The organism is Kitasatospora sp. NPDC028055 (genome assembly GCF_040637885.1).
Lineage (GTDB): Bacteria > Actinomycetota > Actinomycetes > Streptomycetales > Streptomycetaceae > Kitasatospora.
This window is the reverse complement of record NZ_JBEZXE010000020.1, coordinates 1-20,208: the sequence shown is the minus strand read 5'-3', so window position 1 is coordinate 20,208 and position 20,208 is coordinate 1. Positions and strand designations below refer to the sequence as shown.

Genomic DNA, 20,208 nt, shown 5'->3' with positions numbered 1-20,208 from the left:
GGGCAGTTCCGACCCACCAGAGTCCCCTCCCCACCCCTTCCCCCACCCCTTCCTTCCGCCCTGCCCAGGGAGTCGCCATGCCCCAAGAACGCACGGTGCCGGACCTGTCCGCCGTCACGGACTTCCTGCTCTCCCGCGTATCCGAACTGTTGGACGTGTCCGCGAACACCCTGGACCCCCGGGCCCCGCTGCACCGGTACGGGCTGGACTCCGCACGGTCGGTGGCGCTCGCCGCCGAACTGTCCGAATTCCTCGGGCGCGCCGTCCCCGCCACCTGGCTCTGGCAGTACCCGACCGTCGGCGAGCTGGCCCGGGCCCTGGTCGAAGGCCCTCGCGAGGCGCAGCCCGCCCGGGGCGCCGAGCGCGGCACCCGCACCCACGAGCCGGTCGCGGTCGTCGGCATCGGCTGCCGCTTCCCCGGCGGCCCGGACCCGTCCGCGTTCTGGCGGCTGCTGGTGGAGGGCGGTGACGCCGTCGGACCGGTCCCGGCCGCGCGCCGTGCGCTGATGAACGACGCGGTCCGCTGGGGCGGCTTCGTCGACGACATCGACCGCTTCGACCCGCTGTTCTTCGGCATCTCGCCGCGCGAGGCCGTCCAGATGGACCCGCAGCAGCGGCTCGTCCTGGAACTGTGCTGGGAGGCGCTGGAGGACGCGGGCATCGCCCCGCACACCCTGCTGGGCAGCGACACCGGGGTGTTCATGGCCTCCTGTTGGGGCGACTACGCCGCCCTTGCGCACTACCGCGGGCCCGACGCCCAGATCACCCCGCACACGGCGACCGGCATGCACGACGGCATCATCGCCAACCGGGTCTCCTACGTCCTGGGGCTGCAGGGCCCGAGCATGGCCATCGACGCCGCCTGCGCGGGCTCCCTGGTCTCGGTGCACGTCGGCTGCCAGTCGATCCAGCTCGGCGAGAGCGTCCTGGTGCTGGCCGGCGGCGTCAACCTGAGCTTCGTCTCCGACTACTACACCGCGATGGACGCGATGGGCGCGCTCGCCCCGGACGGCCGCTGCAAGTCCTTCGACGCCCGGGCCGACGGCTACGTCCGCGGCGAGGGCGCCGGTGTCGTCGTGCTCGCGCCGCTCAGCGTGGCCCTGGAGCGCGACCTCCCGGTGTACTGCCTGATCAAGGGCAGCTCCTCCAACAACGACGGCCTGAGCAACGGGATGACGGCGCCGAACCCGCAGGCGCAGGAGAAGATGCTGCGTACCGCGTACCGGCGGGCCGGCATCGACCCGCACCTGGTGGACTACATCGAGTGCCACGGCTCGGCGACGCCGCTCGGCGACCCGATCGAGGCCAATGCGATCGGCGCCGTCCTGGGCGGCGACCGCACCGAGCCGCTGCGGCTGGGCTCCGTGAAGTCCAACGTCGGCCACCTGGAGGCGGCCGCGGGCATCGTCGGGCTGGTCAAGCTGGCGCTGTCGATGCGCAACGGCGTGCTGCCGCCGAGCCTGCACTACAGCACGCCGAACCCGCAGATCCTCTTCGACGAGTACCGGCTGACCGTCCAGGACCGGCTGACGCCCTGGCCGCGGCGCTCCGACGCCCGCCGGGGCGGGGTCAGCTCCTTCGGCTTCGGCGGCGCGATCTGCCACGTCGCCGTGGAGGAACTGCCGCGCCCCGAGGGCTCCCTGCTGCTGCTGGCCGCCGACTCCCGGGAGGCGCTGGCCGAACGGGCCCGGGCCCTGCGCGACGCCACCGATCTGCGCGAACTGTGCCGCCGCGCACCCGGCGAGGGGGCGTTCCGGCTCGCGGCCGCCGCCCGTGACCTGGCCGAACTCCGCACCCAGCTGGACGCCTTCGGCGCCGGTGCACCGGCGCCCGGGCTGAGCGTCGGCGAGCCGGCCGGGGGCCGCCCGCGGGTGGCGTTCCTGTTCTCCGGCAACGGCTCCCAGTGGGTCGGCATGGGCCGCCAACTGCTGGCCGGGATGCCGGTGTTCCGCCGCTCGATGATGCGCTCCGACCGGCGGATGCGGGAGCTGCTGGGCTTCTCCCTGGTCGAGCAGCTGCTCTCCCCGGACGGCCGCCTGGACGACATGGACGTCTTCCAGCCACTGCTGTTCTCCCTCCAGGTCGCGCTGGCCGAGACCTGGCGCGCGCTGGGCGTGGAGCCGGACGTCGTGGTCGGGCAGAGCGTCGGCGAGTTCGCGGCCGCCCATGTGGCCGGCGCGCTCGACTTCGAGGACGCCTCCCGGCTGGCCGCCCACCACGGGCGGCTGCTCCAGCAGTTGGCCGTCGGGCGGGGCGAGGGCATCGTGGTGATGACCGCCGCGGACGAGGTCGAGCCGTACCTGACCGGCGGGCTCACCCTGTCCGGCCGCAACGGCCTGCGCTCCACCCTGGTCACCGGCACCCCGCAGGAGATCGACGGCCTGGTCCGGCGGCTCACCGACGCGGGCGTCACCAACCACCGGGTGCGGATGGGCCACGCCCCGCACTCCCCGCTGGTCGACCACGTGCTCGCCCCGTTGAAGGTCGAACTCGACGGCATCCGCCCCCGGAGCACCCGGATCCCGATGATCTCCACGGTCACCGGCGAGGCCGTCGACGGCGCCGAACTCGGCCCGGACTACTGGGCGGAGAACCTGCGCCGGGAGATCCGGGTGGTCGACGCCCTGACCGGCCTGCGCGATCACCACGTCGACGCGGTGATCGAGCTCAGCCCGCACCCGCTGCTGCTCAAGTCGGTGTCGGAGCTGCTCCCCGCCGCCACCCTGCCCTCGCTGCGGCGCGGCGAGGACGAGGCCGTCACGCTGCTCGGCTCGCTCGGCGCGCTGTACGCCGCCGGACTGGCCGTCCCGGCGCACCCGTTCCTGGCCGGTGACCGGGGCCGGCACACCGCCCCCGGCCAGGCCGACCCCGCCCCGGAGGGCCGGCTGCACCTGGTGCCCGTCACGGCCCGGACGGCGGGCGCGCTGGCGGACACCTGCCGCGAACTGTCCAACCACGTCGAACGCGACCCGGGCCTGCGGGTCGCCGACCTCGCGTACACCCTCGCGGCCCGGCGCACCCACCACAACCACCGGGTCGCGCTGTTCGCCCGCAGCCGGCAGGACGTCCTGGACGGCCTCGCCCGGGTCGCGTCCGGCCGCCCCCACCCGGAGGTGTTCACCGGGGCGGTCTCCGGGAACGTCGACCGCCGGGTGGCGCTGGTGTTCTCCGGCGGCGGCACCCAGTGGGTCGGCATGGGCCGTGAACTGCTGCGCTCCCACGCCGGGTTCCGCGCCTGGATGACGGCCTGCGACGCCGCCGTGCGCGCGGCCGGCGGCTGCTCGGTGCTGGAGCAGCTGGCCGCCCCGGCCGAGCAGGCCCGGTACGAGGAGATGGACGTCCAGCAGCCGGTGCTGTTCGCCCTCCAGGTGTCGCTGGCGAAGGTCTGGCTCGGGCTCGGCGTCGAGCCGGCCGCCGTGGTCGGGCACAGCCTGGGCGAGGTCGCGGCCGCCTGCGTGGCCGGGGCGCTGTCGCTGGAGGACGCCGCCCGGGTCGTGGTCACCCGCTCGCACCTGCTGGAGCGCAAGGCGGCCGCGGGCGCGATGATCTCGGTCGACCTGCCGGAGGCGGAGCTGCTGCCCCGGCTCGCCCCGTACGCCGCGCACGCGGCCGTCGCGGTGGTCAACAGCCCCACCAGCGCGGCGGTCTCCGGCTCGCCCGAGGCCGTCGACGCCCTGGAGGCCGACCTGCGGCGGGAGGGGGTGTCGGTGCGCCGGATCCGGGTCGAACGGCCGGTGCACAGCCCCGGCATGGACCCGCTGCTCCAGCCGCTGCGCGAGGGCATCGAGGGCATCAGCGCGCTGCCGCCCGTCATCGACTTCCACTCCACCGCGCTGGCCGAGGCGGTCAACCCGCCCACCGACGTGGACTACTGGGTGCACAACCTGCGCAACCAGGTCCGCTTCGCCGAGACCATCGGGGCGCTGGTCGACCGGGGTGTCGGCACCTTCGTCGAGATCGGCCCGCACGAGACGCTGCGCGGCGCCGTCGAGGAGATCGCGCTCACCCGCGGGGCGCGGGTGCACGCGGTCAACTCGCTGCGGCGCGAGGAGAGCGACCTGCGCTGCCTGCTGGGCGCGGCCGCCTCGCTGTACGTCCGGGGCCTGCCGCTGACCTTCGACCCGCTGTTCGACGACGACGTCGAGCCGGTGGAGACCCCGCTGGTGCAGTGGCAGAAGGAGCGCTACTGGATCGACACCGAGCCGCAGCCCGCCCGCGCGCCCTCTCCGGCGGCTCCGCCGGTCGCCACCGCACCCGCGCCCTCGCCCTTGCCGGCGGCCGTCGTGCAGGCCGCGCCCGAGCCCGCGGCCCGGCCGGTGGCGGAGGTCGTCCTCGACGAACTCGCCGACGCGCTGGGCGTGCCGGTGAGCGGCCTCGACACCGGCGCCTGTCTGCGCGACTTCGGCCTCGACTCGATGCTGGGGATCCGGCTGGTCAACCGGATGCAGGCGCTGTTCGGGCACCGGGTGTCGCCGGTGGTGTTCCTGGACGGCCGCCCGATCTCCGAGGTGGTCGGCCACTTCGTCGGGCTCACCGACGGCGGTGCACCCGCGCCGGCCCCGGCCGCCCCCGTAACCGCCCCCGCCCCCGTACCGGCCCCCGTAACCGCCCCCGCCGCCCCGGACCACGCCTTCCTCGACGAGCTCTCCGAACTGGACGCCGAGGAACTGCTGGACGAACTGGACGCCCGCGGCCTGCTGGACGCCACCGACGCGCCGGCCCTGGAGCAGCTGCGCGCCGACGGCCTCGGCCTCGCCCTGGCGCCCGCCTCGCACGGCCAGTCCTCGCTCTGGTTCATGCAGATGGTCGCGCCGGACGCCGTGCCCTACAACTTCATGGTGACCGCCCGGATCCGCCGCGCGGTCGACGAGAAGGCCCTGGAGCGCGCCGTCCGGGCCGTGACGACCCGCCACCCGGCGCTGCGCACCCTCTTCGTCGAGACGGGCGGGCGGCCGTACCAGGTCGTCCTGGACGAACCGGTGTACGAGTTCCTGGTGCTGGACGGCTCCGCGCTGGACGACGAGCAGGCCCGCGAGGAGCTGGCCCGGCAGGGGCACCGGCCGCTCGACCTCGACAACGGGCCGCTGGTGCGGGTCGTCCTGCTGAACCGGGGCCCGGCCGACCACTACCTGCTGGTGCTGGTCCACCACATCGCCTCGGACGCGGCCTCCGCCGATGTGATGATCCGCGAGCTCCAGGCCTACTACGAGGGCGCCGACCCGGCCGCCGACGCACCGGCCGCCCCGTACACCGAGTTCGTCGAGTGGGAGCGGCAGTGGCTGGCCGGGCCGGCCGCCGGGGCGGCGCTGGACTGGTGGTCGGCGAAGCTGGCCGACCCGCCCGCCCACCTCGACCTGTCCGCCAAGGAGCGGCCGCCGGGCGTCACCTACGAGGGCCGCGACCTGGCGTTCCGCTGGAGCGCCGAGGAGAGCCAGCTGCTGCGGGAGTTCGCGCTGCGCGAGGGCGTGTCGATCAGCACCGTGGTGCTGGCCGGGTTCTTCGCCACGCTCAACCGCGCGGTCGGCGCCGAGGACGCGGTGCTGGCCACCGCGATCGCCCAACGGGCCGAGCCCGGCTGGGAGTCCGCCGTCGGCTACTACCTCAACACCGTGCTGGTGCGGGCCAACCCGGCCGCCGACCGCAGCTTCCGCGAGCTGCTGCGCGAGGTGCACGACTTCTCGCTCGGCCTGCTGGAGCACATGAACTACCCCCTCGACCTGCTCGCCTCCCGGCTCCGGCCGCCGCGCGCCGAGGGCCGCTCCCCGTGGTTCGACGTGGTGGTCAACTGGCTGTCCTCGGACGCCTTCCCCCGCTCCGTCAAGCTCTTCCACGGCGTCGGCTCCACCCTCACCCCGGGCGGCGCCCTGCCGCTCGAACCGCTCCAGGTCCGCCGGCACCTCGCCAAGTTCGACCTGGAGATCTCGATGGCCGACATCGACGGCGAAGTGGCCGGCCACGTCCAGTTCAAACCGAGCTACCTGGAAAGGCACACCGTGACCGCACTGCTCGCGCTGTACCGCACCGTGCTCTTCGACTCGATCGCCCGGCCCGACCTCGCCCTCGGCGCCGTCGCCCCGGCCGGCCTGCCCGAGGAGACGGACCGGTGACCGAGACCCTGCACTCCGCCTTCGTCGAACTGGCCGCCAAGAACCCCGACGCGATCGCCGTCTACGCCGAGGCCGGCGTCCTCAGCTACGGCGAACTCGACCGCCGCTCGGCCGAGTTGGCCGAACGGCTGACCGCCGCCGGGGCCGGCCCGGGCGTCCCGGTCGGGATCTGCGTCGAGCGCACCCCCGAGCTGCTGGTCGGCATCCTGGCCGCGCTGCGCAGCGGCGCCTGCTACCTGCCGCTGGACCCGAACTACCCCGCCGACCGGCTCGGCTTCATGGTGCAGGACAGCGGCACCCGGCTGCTGCTCACCACCCCCGCCTCCCGGGCGAGTTGCCCGCCCGGCCCGACCGTCCTGGTGCTGGACGGCGCCGCGGTGAGCACCGAGCCGGGCGCGAAGCCCGTCCCGGTCGTGCCCGGGGACACCGCGTACGTCATCTACACCTCGGGCTCCACCGGTCGGCCCAAGGGCGTGGCGGTGCGGCACGGCGGCGCGGTGGCGATGCTCGCCGCGATGGACCGCGTGCTGGAGGGCTGCGACCTGAGCGGGGTCGCGGCGGCCAGCTCGGTCTGCTTCGACATGTCCGTGATGGAGATCTTCAACGCGCTGTGCCGGGGCGGCGCCGTGGTGCTGGTCGAGAGCGCCGTGCACCTGCCGGAGAGCCGGTACGCCGACCGGATCACCCACCTCAACGCCGTGCCGTCGGTGATGAACGGCCTGCTGGACGCCGGGGCGCTGCCGCCCAATCTGCGCACCGTGGTGTTCGGCGGCGAGGCACTGCGCCGCAAGCTGGTCGACCGGACGTACCGGGAGACCGGCGCCACCCGGGTGTTCAACGCCTACGGCCCCACCGAGGGCACCGTGTTCTGCTCCTTCGGCCTCGTCCCCGAGGAGTCGGCCGAGGAGCCGACGATCGGCCCGCCGACCGAGGGCGCCCTGGTGTACGTGCTGGACGAGCAGCGGCGGCCGGTCCCGACCGGTACCCCCGGCGAGCTGTACCTCGGCGGCGCCGGGGTCGCGCACGGCTACGTCAACCGGCCGGAGATCACCGCCGAGCGCTTCCTGCCCGACCCGTTCCACCCGGGCGGGCGGATGTACCGCACCGGGGACCTGGCCGAGTTCACCGAGGGCGGCGAGCTGCGCTTCCTCGGCCGCACCGACCACCAGGTCAAGCTGCGCGGCTACCGGATCGAGCTGGAGGAGGTCGAGGCCCGGCTGACCGGCTGCCCCGAGGTCCGGGAGGCGGCCGCCGCCGTCCGCGGCAACCGGCTGGTCGGCTACGTGGTGCCCGCGGGCGAGGGCCCCGCCCCGGACGGGCCCCGGCTGGACCCGGCGCTCCAGGGCGCCGTCACCGCCCGGCTGGCCGCCGAGCTGCCCGACTACCTGGTGCCCGCCACCCTGGTGGTGCTGCCCGCCCTGCCGCTCGGGCCGGGCGGCAAGCTGGACCGCGCCGCGCTCCCCGAGCCGCCGGCCGCCGGCACCGGCGGGCCGACGACCGCGCCGAGCACGCCCACCGAGATCGCCGTGTCCGAGATCTGGGGGCAGCTGCTCGACCTCGAACCGTCCGGCATCGACGTGCAGGCCGCCTTCTACGACCTCGGCGGCGACTCGCTGCTGCTGATCCGGCTGGCCCGGCTGATGACCCGTCGCTTCGACCGGCGGGTCCGGGTGCCCGACCTGTTCAGCTTCCGCGACATCGCCTCGCTCGCCCGCTGGCTCGACGAGGAGGAGGGCGCCACCCCCGAGGTGGTCCAGTCGGCCCGCCGCCGGGCCGGCGCCCGCCGCGCGGCCCTGCGCGGCCGCCCGGCCACCGACCGCCCGGCAACCGACGGCTGAGCCACTCCCCCACCCGACACGAGGCAGGAGCCTTCCATGACCGACCGCCCCGAGCAGGACTACGACCCCGGCGACGTGGCCGTCATCGGCATGTCGTTACGGGCCCCCGGCGCCCGTACCAAGGAGCAGTTCTGGGACAACCTCGTCCACGGCCGGGAGTCGATCTCCTTCCTGGCCAAGGACGACATCCACGTCGACGAGACCCTGATCCACAGCCCGTTCTACGTGCGCGCCTGCGGCGTGCTGGACACCTACGACAGGTTCGACCCCTCGGTGTTCGGCATCAGCGACCGGATGGCCGCCGCGATGACCCCGGAGAACCGGCTGTTCCTGGAGAGCGCCTGGGAGTCGCTGGAGGACGGCGGCTACGACCCGGACCGGCTGGACGCCGAGATCGGGATGTACGGCGCCAACAACCCGCAGACCGCCGCGCTCTACAGCTCCCCGCCGGACCGGGTGTCGGTCGGCCCGGAGGCGATCGAGGCCAGCCTGGCCTGGTCGCCGGACACCATGACCTCCAACGCCCTGTACTACCTGGGGCTCACCGGTGAGGCCGTCACCGTCGCCGCGGTCTGCGCGGGCTTCCACTACGCGGTGCACCTGGCCTGTCAGTCGCTGCTGCTCGGCCAGACCGACCTGGCGGTCGCGGGCGGCGCGATGGTGCGGCTGCCGCACCCGCGCGGCCACCTGTGGGAGGAGAACCGGATCCTGTCCCGGGACGGCCACTGCCGCCCCTTCGACGCCAACGGCACCGGCACCGCGCTGTCCAGCGGCGTGGTCACCGTGCTGCTCAAGCCGCTGGGGCACGCCGTCGCCGACCGCGACCACGTCTACGCCGTGGTCAAGGGCTCGGCCGTGAACAACAACGGGGTCAGCGCGATGGCCTACGGCCTGGCCCAGCCCGAGCGGCTGAGCGCCTGCATCGCGAGCGCCATGGAGGTCGGCGGCGTCGCCCCCGAGACGGTGGGCATGTACGAGGCCAACGGGCTCGGCCTGCCGATGACCGACGAGCTCGAAGTGCACGCGGCCACCATGGCGTTCGGCAAGCAGACCGCGACCACCTCGATCGGCGGGGTCAAGGGCAACGTGGGCCACGGCGGCGTGGTCTCCGGCGGGTTCGGCGCGGTCAAGGCCGCGCTGGCGCTGTACCACAAGCAGCTCCCGGCGACGATCAACCTGACCGAGGTCAACCCGGACCTGGACCTGCCCGGCACACCGTTCGTGCCCCAGCTCGAAGGGGCGGACTGGGAGCCGGAGTCCGGCATCCGCCGGGCGGGCATCACCTCGATCGGCGGCGGCGGCTACAACGCCCACCTGCTGCTGGAGGAGCCGCCGGCCCCGGCCCGGCGCGAGCCCGAGGAGGCGGGCCGGCCCCGGCTGGCCACCCTGTCCGCCCTGGACGACGAGGCGCTGGCCCGTCAGCGCGCCCGGCTCCGGGAGCGGCTGGCGGCCGACCCGGGGCTGCGGCTGGACGACGTCTGCTACAGCCTCAACCTCGGCCGCAAGGTGCTGCCCCGCCGGTGGGCGGCCGTGGTGCGCAGCCGGGAGGAGCTGATCGCGGCGCTCGCCGGGGAGCCCACGGGCGGCGTCGTCACCTCGACGGCCACCGCTGCGGCCGCCGTCCCGGCCTCCGACCCCGACGCCTTCGCCCGCACCGACGACGGCATCGTGCCCTCCGGCCGGGACGCCGGGGCGCTGGCCGAGCTGGCCGCCGCCTGGGTGGGCGGCCGGCAGGTGGACTTCGCCGCCCTGCACCGCGGCGAGGCCAGCCACCGGGTGCCGCTGCCCACCTACCCGTTCCAGCCGCGCCGGTTCTGGCGCACGGACTGGTGACCGTGCGCACCCCGGCCCCGGCCCCGAGCCCGGCACCGACACCAGCCCCCGCACCGGCCGCCGTGGACCTGGGCGACCCGGCCACCTTCGCCGACCCCGACCTCGACCTCGACGGCTACTGGCGCACCCTGCGGGACGAGGCGCCGCTGCACTGGAACCCCCCGGTCGACGGCCGCCGCGGGTTCTGGGTGCTCTCCCGGCACGAGGACATCCTGGCCACCTACCGGGACGACACCCACTTCACCTCCGAACGCGGCAACGTCCTGGTCACCCTGCTGGAGGGCGGCGACGCCGGGGCCGGCCGGATGCTGGCCGTCACCGACGGGCACCGCCACCACGAGCTGCGCAAGATCCTCCAACGGGTGCTCTCCCCACGGGTGCTGGACGAGGTGGCCACCACCGTGCGGGCCAACACCCGGCGGTGGATCCGCGAGGCGGTCGAGTCCGGCGGCTGCGACTTCGCCGAGCGGATCGCCGCCCGGATCCCGATGACCACCATCTGCAACCTGCTCGGCGTGCCCGAGCAGGACCACGAATACCTGCTCGGCCTGACCCGGGCGGCGCTCTCGGCGGACGACGAGGACGTCGACGAGGTCGACTCCGAGATGGCCCGCAACGAGATCCTGATGTACTTCATGGACGTCGTCGAGGAGCGCCGCGAGGCACCCGGCGAGGACGTGATCAGCATGCTGATCGCCAGCTCCGTCGACGGGGTGCCGCTGACCGACGAGGACGTGGTGCTCAACTGCTACAGCCTGATCATCGGCGGCGACGAGACCAGCCGGCTGACGATGATCGACTGCGTCCGCACCCTGGCGGCCCGGCCCGACCAGTGGCAGCGGCTCAAGCGGGGCGAGGTCGAGCTCGGCACGGCCGTGGACGAGGTGCTGCGCTGGGCCTCGCCCACCATGCACTTCGGGCGCAGCGTCGTCCGGGAGACCGAGGTGCACGGCGTACGGCTGCGGCCCGGCGAGATCGTCACGCTCTGGCACGCCTCCGGCAACCGGGACGAGCGGGTATTCGACCGGCCCGAGCTCTTCGACCTCGGCCGCACCCCCAACAAGCACCTGGCCTTCGGCTACGGCCCGCACTTCTGCGTGGGCTCCTACCTGGCCAAGGTGGAGATCGCCGAACTGCTCAGTGCGCTACGGGACTTCACCACCGGGTTCGAGCAGACCGCCGAGCCGCGGCCGATCCGCTCCAACTTCCTCACCGGGTTCGCCACCCTGCCTGTGCGCTTCGACCCCGACCGCGCCGGGCTGGAAGCCGGGCTGGAAGGGGCCGACTGACGCGCCGACGCCGACACCGAGACCCGACCAGTGAGCGCAGGAGGACGGATGAACATCTACCTATCGGGACAAGGGGCGTTCGCGGTGCAGGTCGCGGAGGCCCTGCTGGACAGCGGACACAAGATCGTCGGCGCGGCCGCGCCCCGGCTGCGCAAGGGGAAGTCCGACGAGGCCGACGCGATGTGCTGGGACCGCCTGCGGTCCTGGGCGTACCCCAGGGACATCCCCTGGACGGACTCCGCCGAACTGCGGGCGCGGCACGTCCCGGACGGGGTGGACGTCATCATCGCCGCGCACTCGCACGCCTTCCTCGGCCGGGAGACCCGTGCCCGGGCCGCCGTCGCCACCATCGGCTACCACCCCAGCCTGCTGCCGCTGCACCGCGGCCGGGACGCGATCCGGTGGACCATCCGGGACGGCGACAAGGTCACCGGCGGGAGCGTCTACCACCTGACCGAGCGCACCGACGCCGGTCCGATCGCCGCCCAGCAGCACCTGTTCGTGCCGCCGGGCTCGACCGCGCAGAGCCTGTGGCGCGACCACCTGGCGCCGCTCGGCGTGCGGCTGCTGCTCAAGGTGGTCGCCGACCTGGCCGCCGACCGGCGGATCGAGGTCCCCCAGGACGAGTCCCTGGCGACCTGGGAGCCCGCGATGGGCGCGCCGCCGCTGTTCAAGCCCGAGCTGATCGCGCTGCCCGGCACGGCCCGGGTCGACAGCAGCAAGTGGGCGCTGCACGAGCACTGAGCCCGCGCGCCGAAGAGCCGTCGGCCCCGCACCCCTCCCCGGAGTTCCGGCGAGGGGTGCGGGGCCGCGGGCGGCTGCGTGGCGTCAGGGCCGCAGTTCGAGGGTGCAGCACTTGACCGCCCCGCCGGCCTTGAGGAGTTCGGTGGTGTCCACGCCGATCGGGTTGAAGCCCCGCTCCCGCAGCTGCTCGATCAGGCCCGTCGCGGCCTGCGGCAGCACCACGTTGCGGCCGTCCGAGAAGGCGTTGAGGCCGAACACCGCGGCGTCCTGGGCGCAGGCGCGGAGCGCGTCCGGGAAGAGCTCTTCCAGCACGGAGCGGCTGCCCGGGGTGAAGGCCTCCGGGAAGTACATCACCTCGGTGTCGGAGAGCACCCCGAGCGCGGTGTCCAGGTGGTAGTGCTCGGGGTTGACCAGGGTCAGCGAGGTGACCGGCAGGCCGAAGAACTCCTGCGCCTCGTAGTGCGAGCGCTGGTCGGTGCGGAAGCCGGTACCGGCCAGGATGCGGCGCCCGACCGGGAGGTAGTCGCCCTCGCCCTCGTTGATGAACTCGGGCCAGAGCACGTCCCGGAAGCCCTGCCGGACGAACCAGGCGAGGTAGGCCGGCCCCTCGGCGGTGCGCTCGAGGTGCCGGAACCGGGCCCCGAGGACCTTGCCGTCCACCACCGTCGCACCGTTGGCGGCGAACACCATGTCGGGCAGGCCGGGCACCGGGTCGATCACCTCGACGGTGTGGCCGAGCGAGAGGTACACCTCGCGCAGCCGCTCCCACTGCAGCAGCGCCAGCTCGCGGTCGACCGGCTTCTCCGGATGCATCCACGGGTTGATGGAATACGTCACGTCGAAATGCTGCGGCCGGCACATCAGAAGCCGGCGCGGAGCGGCCGTTCGGGCCGTCGGCCGTATCGGTTCGGGCTGAGTACCGCCGATGGACACAGGGGTCTCCTCTGCGTTGGTGGATTTCGGGGAGGACGGGGGTCACCCGCCCGGCAGTCAACTAGGCTCTGATGAATGCGTCCACTTGCCGAGAACGAGATTCGTGAATCCTTCGTCAACTGTTCGAAGGGAGAGGCGCGCAGGCTCAGCATTCCCCGCAACCTGGCCGAACTCCCCTGGGACGACCTGGACTTCCTCGGCTGGCGGGATCCGGGCGCACCCGACCGCGGCTATCTGGTCGCCCTCCGGGGCGAGGGGCTGGTGGGGGTCACGCTCCGCGCGCCGAACGTCCGGCGCAGCCTGACCAAGACCAATGTGTGCTCGCTCTGCATCACCATCCACGGCGGGAGCGGGGTGGCCCTGCTCTCCGCCCGGCGGGCCGGCGCCGCCGGACGCGAGGGGAACACCGTCGGCACCTACATCTGCGCGGACCTGGGCTGTTCGCTGTACGTGCGCGGCAAGCGCCGCTCGGCCTCGGTGAGCCGGCCCGAGGAGTCGCTGACGCTGGAGGAGCAGGTCGCGCGCACGGTCGCCAACCTGGACGCGTTCGTGGCCCAGGTGCTGCGGACGGCCTGACCGGCGGCCGGCGCGCCGGCCCCGCGGGTGCGCGGGGCCGGGCGGGGCTGCGCGGAGCCGGGCCGCTCTCAGTCCGCGGTCGGGCCCTCCTTGAGGACCCGGGCCACGATGGCGACGGCGGCCGTGACCTCCTCGGCGCTCACCCCGTTGTGGACGACCGCGCGGATCCGGCCGTGGCCGAACTCGGTGACCGCCAGGCCGTGCCGGGCCACCGAGGTGACGAAGCTGCGCCAGTCGAAGCGCTCGTCGGTGACCTTGAAGATCACGATGTTGGTCTCGACGGTGTCGACGTCCAGCTCCACGCCGGGCAGCAGCGCCAGGCCCTCGGCCAGCCGCCGGGCGTTGGCGTGGTCCTCGGCCAGCCGGGCCCGGGTGTCCAGCGCCACCAGCGCGGCGGCCGCCAGCAGCCCGACCTGGCGCATCCCGCCGCCGAGCATCTTGCGCAGCCGGCGGACCTTGGCCACGAACTCCGCGCTCCCGGCCACCATCGAACCGACCGGCGCGCCCAGGCCCTTGGAGAGGCAGAACTGCACCGAGTCGACGTGCGCGGTGATGTCCGCGACCTCCACCCCGGCGGCGATCGCCGCGTTGACCACCCGGGCGCCGTCCAGGTGCACGGCGACGCCGCGCTCGTCCGCGAAGCGGCGCACCTCGGCCAGGTAGTCGAGCGGCAGCACCACGCCGCCGCAGCGGTTGTGGGTGTTCTCCAGGCAGATCAGCGAGGGCAGCGCGAACTGCGGGTCGTCCGGGTCCTTCGGGAAGGCCGCGGCCAGGTCGGCCAGCGCGATGGTGCCGTCGGCCTGGTTGGGCACCGGCTCGTAGACGACCCCGCCGCAGACCGCGGCGCCGCCCGCCTCGTACAGCCAGATGTCGCTCTCGGCACCGACCACGGCCTTGGTGCCGCGCGGGGCGTGGGCCATGATCGAGGCGAGGTTGGCCATGGTGCCGCTCGGGAAGAAGCAGGCGGCCTCCTTGCCGGTCAGCTCGGCGGTGCGGCGTTCGAGCTCGTTGACCGTCGGGTCCTCGCCGTAGACGTCGTCGCCGAGCTCCGCCTCGGTCATCGCGGTGAGCATCTCGGGCGTCGGCAGTGTGAAGGTGTCACTGCGCATCTCGATCACGGCGGGAAGGTCCTCTCGTTCCGGCACGGTGCGGGGTGGATCAGCTCGCCGGGACGGGCTCGGCGAGCTGCCGGGCGGCGCCGGGGCGCAGCCTGGCGGTCACCGGGAGGTGCTTGATCCCGGCGATGAAGTTGGAGGCCAGGTGCTCGACCGGGCCGGCCGGTTCGAAGCGCTCGACCAGTTCGGTGACCTCGGTGAAGAACTCGCCGAGGGCGATCCGCGCGAGCGGGGCGCCGACGCAGTAGTGCGGGCCGAAGCCGAAGGCGACGTGCCGGTTGGGGGTGCGGGCCAGGTCGAAGCGGTACGGGTCGTCGAAGACCGTCTCGTCGCGGTTGGCCGAGCCCAGCCAGGCGACCACGGCCTCGCCCTCCCGCACCGGTACGCCGCCGAGCACGGTGTCCTCGGTGGCGTAGCGCATGGCGTGGGTGGCCGGGGAGGCCCAGCGCAGGCCCTCCTCGACGGCGGAGGCGACGCCGGCCCCGCCGTCGAGCAGCCGCCGGTACTGGTCCGGGTGCTCCAGCAGGGCGTTGACGGTGGTCGCGATGACGTGCGGCGCGGTGACGTTGGCGCCGAGCAGCACGTTGTAGCAGTTGTAGATGACCTCGTCGAGCCGGATCGTGCGGTCGCCGACGGTCAGCTGCTGGAGCAGTCCGACCAGGTCCTCGCGCGGGGTGCGGTCGGCGGCCACCTCGGCGAAGTAGTCGAAGAGTTCGTGGTGGGCGGAGACCAGCTGGTGGCCGCCGGAGTCGTCCCGGGAGGACGGGTCGGCGGGGGCGATCGCGACGGTGGTGAGCCTGGTCAGTTCGGGCCAGTCGGCCTCGGGCAGGCCCATCAGGGCGCCGGTGAACATCATCGGGAAGGCCGTCATCGCGGCCGCCAGGTCCCAGGGTTCGCCGCTCGCCAGCGGTGCCAGCAGCAGCCGCGCCATCCGGCGGATGGCCGCGCGGCGGGCGGCGAGTTCGCGGGCGGAGAGCGCCTGGGCGACGGGGCGGCGCAGGTAGCCGTGGATCGGCGGGTCGCTGGCGACCATCATCCGGTCGGCGGCCGGGTCCTGCTCGCCGAGGACGGAGAGCATGTTGCCGCGCCGCGAGGTGTAGAGCGCGTGGTCGCGCAGCACGGTGCTGGTCTCGGCGTGGGTGGTGACGGAGACGTAGCTGCGGCCGCTCGGGACGGTGAGCCGGGTGACCGGGGCCTTGTGGCGGTAGTGGCGCCAGACCGCGTGCGGGTCGCCGGTGGCGTAGAAGTGCGGGTCGCTCAGGTCGACGAGTTCCGGGTCCGGCGCCCCGTCCTGCCGCCCGTCGTCGCCGGGGCCGGTGATCCTCACCGGGTGGCCCCGGTCGGGCCCTGCGCGGCGGCGGACGGCGACTGCGCGGCGGCGGCGGTCGGGCCGGCGGGCTGTTCAGCGGCCGGAACGAGCCGGGCATCGGAGGCGAGTTCCGGCCGCTGGGTCCTGATGTGCTCCGCCAGTCCGGCCACGGTGGGGTTGAGGTAGAAGGCCCGGGCCCGGATCACCGCCTCGAACTCGGCGGTGATCTCCCGGGTGATCCGGCTGGCGGTCAGCGAGTGCCCGCCGAGGTCGAAGAAGTCGTCGTCGACGCCGACCGGTTCGACGTCGAGGACCTCCTGCCAGAGCACGGTGAGGCGGTGCTCGACCGGGTCGGCGGGCGCCCGGTAGGGCACCTCGCCGTCCGGGCGGGTCCGGCCGCGCCGGGCGGCCAGGGCGTCCCGGTCGACCTTGCCGTTGGGCTTGAGCGGCAGCCGGTCCACCCAGACCAGGGCGGTGGGGATCATGCCGGCCGGGAGCTCCTCGGCCAGGGCGCGGCGCAGTTCCACCGAGGAGACGGCGTAGGGACCGCTGTAGAAGCCGACCAGCCGGCGGTCGCCGGGGCCGTGGTCCTGGAGGACGACGGCGGCGTCCTGGACGTCGGGGTGGCGGCGCAGCCGGGCCTCGATGTCGTCGGACTCGATCCGGACGCCGTTGACCTTGAGCTGGCCGTCGGCCCGCCCGGCGAACTCGTAGGCGCCGTCGGGGCCGCGCCGGGCGAGGTCGCCGGTGTCGTACATCCGGGCGCCGGGGACGGTCGCGTACGGGTCGGGGAGGAAGCGGTCGGCGGTGAGGCCGGGCAGTCCGAGGTAGCCGTGGGCGAGGCCGGTGCCGTTGACGAAGAGCCGGCCGACGGTGCCGTCGGGCACCGGGTCCAGCCGCTCGTCGAGGACGACCATGCCGGTGCCGTCGATCGGTCCGCCGATCGGGACGCCGCGGTCGCCGAGCGGTTCGCGGACCGGGTGGGTGCTGGTGAAGGTGGTGTTCTCGGTGGGGCCGTAGGCGGCCGAGACGAGGGTGTCGGGCAGGGCGGCGACGGCCCGGTCGACGTGTTCGGCGGAGAGCACCTCGCCGCCGGTGAACAGCCGGCGCAGGGCGGGCAGGTCGGTCAGGCCCGCCTCGACCGCCTGGTGGAACAGGGCGGTGGTGAGGAACAGCACGGTGGTGCCGGTGTCCCGGGCGGCCTTGACCACCTCCGCCGGTCCGAGCCGGCCGGCCGGGGCGAGCGCCAGGCAGCCGCCGTTCAGCAGCGGGCCCCAGATCTCCAGGGTGGAGGCGTCGAAGGCGACCGGGGCGAGCTGGAGGAAGACGTCGTCGGGCCGGGCGTCGAGGTAGCCGGCTTCCAGCACCAGGCGCAGCACGGCGCGGTGTGGCACGCAGACGCCCTTGGGGCGGCCGGTGGAGCCGGAGGTGTAGGCGACGTAGGCGAGGTCCTCGGGGGTCAGGTCCGCAGGGGTCAGGTCCTCGGCAGCCTGGCCGCCCGGTGCGGCGGGGGCCTCCCCGGCGGCGGGGCCGTCGGCCACGTCGAGGTGGTCGAACGCGCCGTCGAGCTTCGCCCGTCGGAGCTCGTCGGTGACCACCAGCGACACCTCGGCGTCGCCCAGGATGGTGTGCAGCCGGGCGGGCGGGTCCCCCGGGTCGACGGCGACGTAGGCGGCGCCCGCCTTGAGGATGCCGAGCAGGGCGACGACCAGCCCGGGCGAGCGCTCCAGCAGGACGCCGACCCGGTCGCCGCGGCGCACGCCCCGGCCGCGCAGCCGGGCGGCGAGGGCGCCGGCGGCGGCGTCGAGGGCGCCGTAGTCGAGGTCGCCGGTCTCGCCGCGGACCGCGGTGGCGGTCGGCGCGGCGGCCGCGACGGCGGCGAAGCGGCTCGCAAGGGTCCACCCCTGCCGGGGAACTGACTCGGTCGTGCTCGGTGATTCCAACATGGTGCGGTCGCGGATCCCTTCGCGCGAAACCCTTGCCCTGTCAGTTCTTGACGAGAAGTCAGTGAATGGAGTTCGGATAGCGAGTGACGAACTCTTTTGTCGAGTCGTGGACTTGGGGTACGGCTATGCCCCCACCTCGAACGCTTCGGATGCTATTCAGCGTGACGATGCGCCGTCAAGAGCGGACCGGATCTCTCCGTCCCCGCAACGCCAACTCACCACGGGTGATCGGGATTTTCCCCTTTTGCTTGCACAGCACACGGGCCAGCTCCTACTGTCATGGAGTGATCAGGAGTCGCGGCAGCGTGCTGCCCTGAGCACCGTCATCGGTCGACCGGACTCGACGTCGACCCAGACAGGCCATCCCCAAAAGGGAGAGAGCAGGGAAGTCCGTGGGTGAGCGGCAACGTTCCGGCGTGGTCGCCGGAACCGACATCGTCGACGTGGCCGGAATCGGCTTCGGCCCCTCGAATCTGGCCCTCGCGGCCGCCATTTCGGAGATCGCCGACGGGGCCCCGGTCAGCGCGCGCTTCTTCGAGGCGCAGCCGCGCTTCGGCTGGCACCGGGGCATGCTGATCGAGGGCGCCACCATGCAGGTCTCGTACCTCAAGGACCTCGTGACCATGCGCAATCCGACCAGTCCGTACTCGTTCCTGTGCTACCTGCAGGCCAAGGACCGGCTGGCGGACTTCATCAACACCAAGTCCTTCTACCCGCTGCGGGTGGAGTTCCACGACTACCTGGAGTGGGTCGCGGAGAGCTTCGCGGACCTCGTCTCCTACGGTTCGCGGGTGGTGGCGGTCCAGCCGGTCGCCGGCGAGCAGGGCGTCGAGTTCCTGGACGTGGTCTTCGTCGCGGCCGACGGCACCCGGCAGGTGCAGCGCGCCCGCAACCTGGTGATCGCCGCCGGGATCGAGCCCAAGCTGCCCGCCGACCTGCCGCACTCCCCGCGGATCTGGCACACCTCCCGGTTCCTGCCGGAGGTGGAGCGGATCGCACCGCAGGACCCGCGCTGCTTCGTGGTGCTGGGCTCGGGCCAGAGCGCGGCGGAGGCGATCGAGCACCTGCACGCGCGCTTCCCGCGGGCGCAGGTGCACTCGGTGCACTCCCGGTACGGGTTCAGCGTCGCCGACGACAGCCCGTTCGCCAACCAGGTGTTCAACCCCGAGGCGGTGGACCGTTTCCACACCGCCCCGGACGACGTCCGGCAGCGCCTCATCGATTATCACGCCGGCACCAACTACTCGGTGGTGGACGCCGATCTGCTGCGGTCGCTGTTCCAGCAGGCGTACCTGGAAAAGGTGGCCGGAAATCCCCGGCTGAATTTCCACAACGTCTCCCGGGTACGCGAAGTGACGGAAACTCCGGACGGCCTGCGGATCGACGTGGAATCGCTGTCCTCCGGCACCAGCACCATCATCGAGGCCGAGGCGCTGGTGTGCGCCACCGGCTACACCCGCACCGACCCGGCGGTCTTCCTGGACGGCCTGCTGCCGCACTGCGGGCTGGACGACCAGGGCCGACTGCGGCTCGACCGGGAGCACCGGGTGGTGACCGACGAGAGCGTGCGGTGCGGGATCTACGTCCAGGGCTTCGGCGAGCACAGCCACGGGCTCTCCGAGACCCTGCTGTCGCTGTCCGCCGTCCGCGCCGGGGAGATCGGCGACATGCTGGTCAAGGCGCTGTCCGGCTGACCCGCGCACCGAACGGCTGGGCCGGTCGGTCAGTCGGCCGATCAACCGGCCGGGACGGGACGGACCGGGCAACGCCGCAACACTGAGACCGAGGAGTACGAGTGTTCACGCCGAAGCTCTACCAGGTGGACGGGGACGACTGGCCGCTGCGGGTCATCGAGCGGCACCCGCTCGCCGTGCTGACCGGCAACGGGAACCCGACGCCCAACGCCACCCACGTACCGGTGATCGTGCCGCCCGACACCGCCCCGGGCGCCCCGCTGCAGGGCATGCGCCTGTGGACCCACATGACCCGGGTGAACCCGCACTGGCAGCAGCTCGTCGCCGACGGCGGCGGCCCGGCGAAGCTCGTCTTCCACGGGCCCAACGGCTACGTCACCCCGACCCTCTACTCGGCCCCGATGGTCGCGCCGACCTGGAACTACGTGGCCGTCCACCTGGAGGGCACGGTCGAACTGGCCCAGGACGACGAGACCCTGACGATCGTCCACACCACCGCCCAGACGCTGGAGGACCGGTTCGGGGACGGCATGCCGCTCGCCCCCTCGCTGGAGTACCACCGGCAGATCGTCGGCGCGGTCGGCGGCATCCACTTCACCGTGACCAAGGTCGAGGTGATGTTCAAGCTGAGCCAGGAGAAGGACCCGGAGGTCCAGCAGCGGGTGCTCGACCGCTTCGCCGGCAGCGACTCCGGCCTGCACCGCGAGGTGGCCGACACCATGCGGGCGCTGCGGCTGGGCGCCGACGAGCGCTGACCCGCCAGGGTGCGGGAACGCCGGAGGCCCGGGGGGGGGGGGGGCCCCCCCCCGGGGGGCGGGGGGGGC

The 20,208-nt window shown here is 73.7% G+C and carries 12 protein-coding genes; 8 read left to right on the top strand and 4 right to left on the bottom strand.

The features are described 5' to 3' along the window. Positions 1 to 77 precede the first annotated feature (77 nt). The 5 genes from AB0F71_RS20945 to AB0F71_RS20925 are packed head-to-tail and all read left to right on the top strand — an operon-like array spanning position 78 to position 11,811. Complete coding sequence (locus tag AB0F71_RS20945) at positions 78 to 6,107, top strand: acyltransferase domain-containing protein (RefSeq protein ID WP_360236451.1); 6,030 nt, start codon at positions 78 to 80, stop codon at positions 6,105 to 6,107. Continuing rightward, positions 6,104 to 7,945 (top strand): non-ribosomal peptide synthetase, encoded by a 1,842-nt coding sequence (locus tag AB0F71_RS20940; RefSeq protein ID WP_360236448.1) that lies wholly within the window; start codon positions 6,104 to 6,106, stop codon positions 7,943 to 7,945. The genes AB0F71_RS20945 and AB0F71_RS20940 overlap by 4 nt, the downstream gene beginning before the upstream one ends. A 36-nt stretch (positions 7,946 to 7,981) precedes the next feature. Then, a complete protein-coding gene (locus AB0F71_RS20935) occupies positions 7,982 to 9,778 on the top strand; it encodes a type I polyketide synthase (protein WP_360236445.1) in 1,797 nt (598 codons plus the stop codon). Positions 9,779 to 9,780: 2 nt separating this feature from the next. Next, positions 9,781 to 11,067 (top strand): cytochrome P450, encoded by a 1,287-nt coding sequence (locus AB0F71_RS20930; protein ID WP_360236661.1) that lies wholly within the window; start codon positions 9,781 to 9,783, stop codon positions 11,065 to 11,067. 48 nt (positions 11,068 to 11,115) lie between these two features. Then, a complete protein-coding gene (locus AB0F71_RS20925; protein WP_360236442.1) occupies positions 11,116 to 11,811 on the top strand; it encodes a formyltransferase family protein in 696 nt (231 codons plus the stop codon). A gap of 84 nt (positions 11,812 to 11,895) precedes the next feature. Here the strand turns inward: AB0F71_RS20925 and ddaH are convergent, their stop codons facing one another. After that, complete coding sequence (gene ddaH, locus AB0F71_RS20920; RefSeq protein WP_360236658.1) at positions 11,896 to 12,738, bottom strand: dimethylargininase; 843 nt, start codon at positions 12,736 to 12,738, stop codon at positions 11,896 to 11,898. Between the two features lie 81 nt (positions 12,739 to 12,819). Here ddaH and AB0F71_RS20915 point away from each other — a divergent pair, with 81 nt between their 5' ends. Continuing rightward, entirely contained in the window at positions 12,820 to 13,320 is a 501-nt protein-coding gene (locus AB0F71_RS20915) for an FBP domain-containing protein (protein WP_350503176.1), read from the top strand. A gap of 68 nt (positions 13,321 to 13,388) precedes the next feature. On the opposite strand, the gene AB0F71_RS20910 is transcribed toward AB0F71_RS20915, so the two are convergent. From AB0F71_RS20910 to AB0F71_RS20900, 3 genes are read right to left on the bottom strand one after another with little or no spacing between them, the layout of a single operon-like run. Continuing rightward, positions 13,389 to 14,429: a GntG family PLP-dependent aldolase gene (locus tag AB0F71_RS20910; RefSeq protein ID WP_360236655.1), complete on the bottom strand. Its 1,041-nt coding sequence runs from the start codon at positions 14,427 to 14,429 to the stop codon at positions 13,389 to 13,391. A 49-nt stretch (positions 14,430 to 14,478) separates the two neighbouring features. Next, entirely contained in the window at positions 14,479 to 15,762 is a 1,284-nt protein-coding gene (locus tag AB0F71_RS20905; protein ID WP_360236438.1) for a cytochrome P450, read from the bottom strand. Further along, positions 15,759 to 17,690, bottom strand: coding sequence for a non-ribosomal peptide synthetase (locus AB0F71_RS20900; protein ID WP_360236435.1), 1,932 nt, complete (start codon positions 17,688 to 17,690; stop codon positions 15,759 to 15,761). The genes AB0F71_RS20905 and AB0F71_RS20900 overlap by 4 nt, the downstream gene beginning before the upstream one ends. Before the next feature lie 416 nt (positions 17,691 to 18,106). Between AB0F71_RS20900 and AB0F71_RS20895 the strand changes: the two genes are divergently transcribed. Beyond that, a complete protein-coding gene (locus AB0F71_RS20895; RefSeq protein ID WP_360236432.1) occupies positions 18,107 to 19,384 on the top strand; it encodes a SidA/IucD/PvdA family monooxygenase in 1,278 nt (425 codons plus the stop codon). Positions 19,385 to 19,485: 101 nt separating this feature from the next. Continuing rightward, positions 19,486 to 20,139, top strand: a complete 654-nt coding sequence (locus AB0F71_RS20890; protein ID WP_360236429.1) for an FMN-binding negative transcriptional regulator — start codon at positions 19,486 to 19,488, stop codon at positions 20,137 to 20,139. The last annotated feature ends 69 nt before the right edge of the window (positions 20,140 to 20,208 follow it).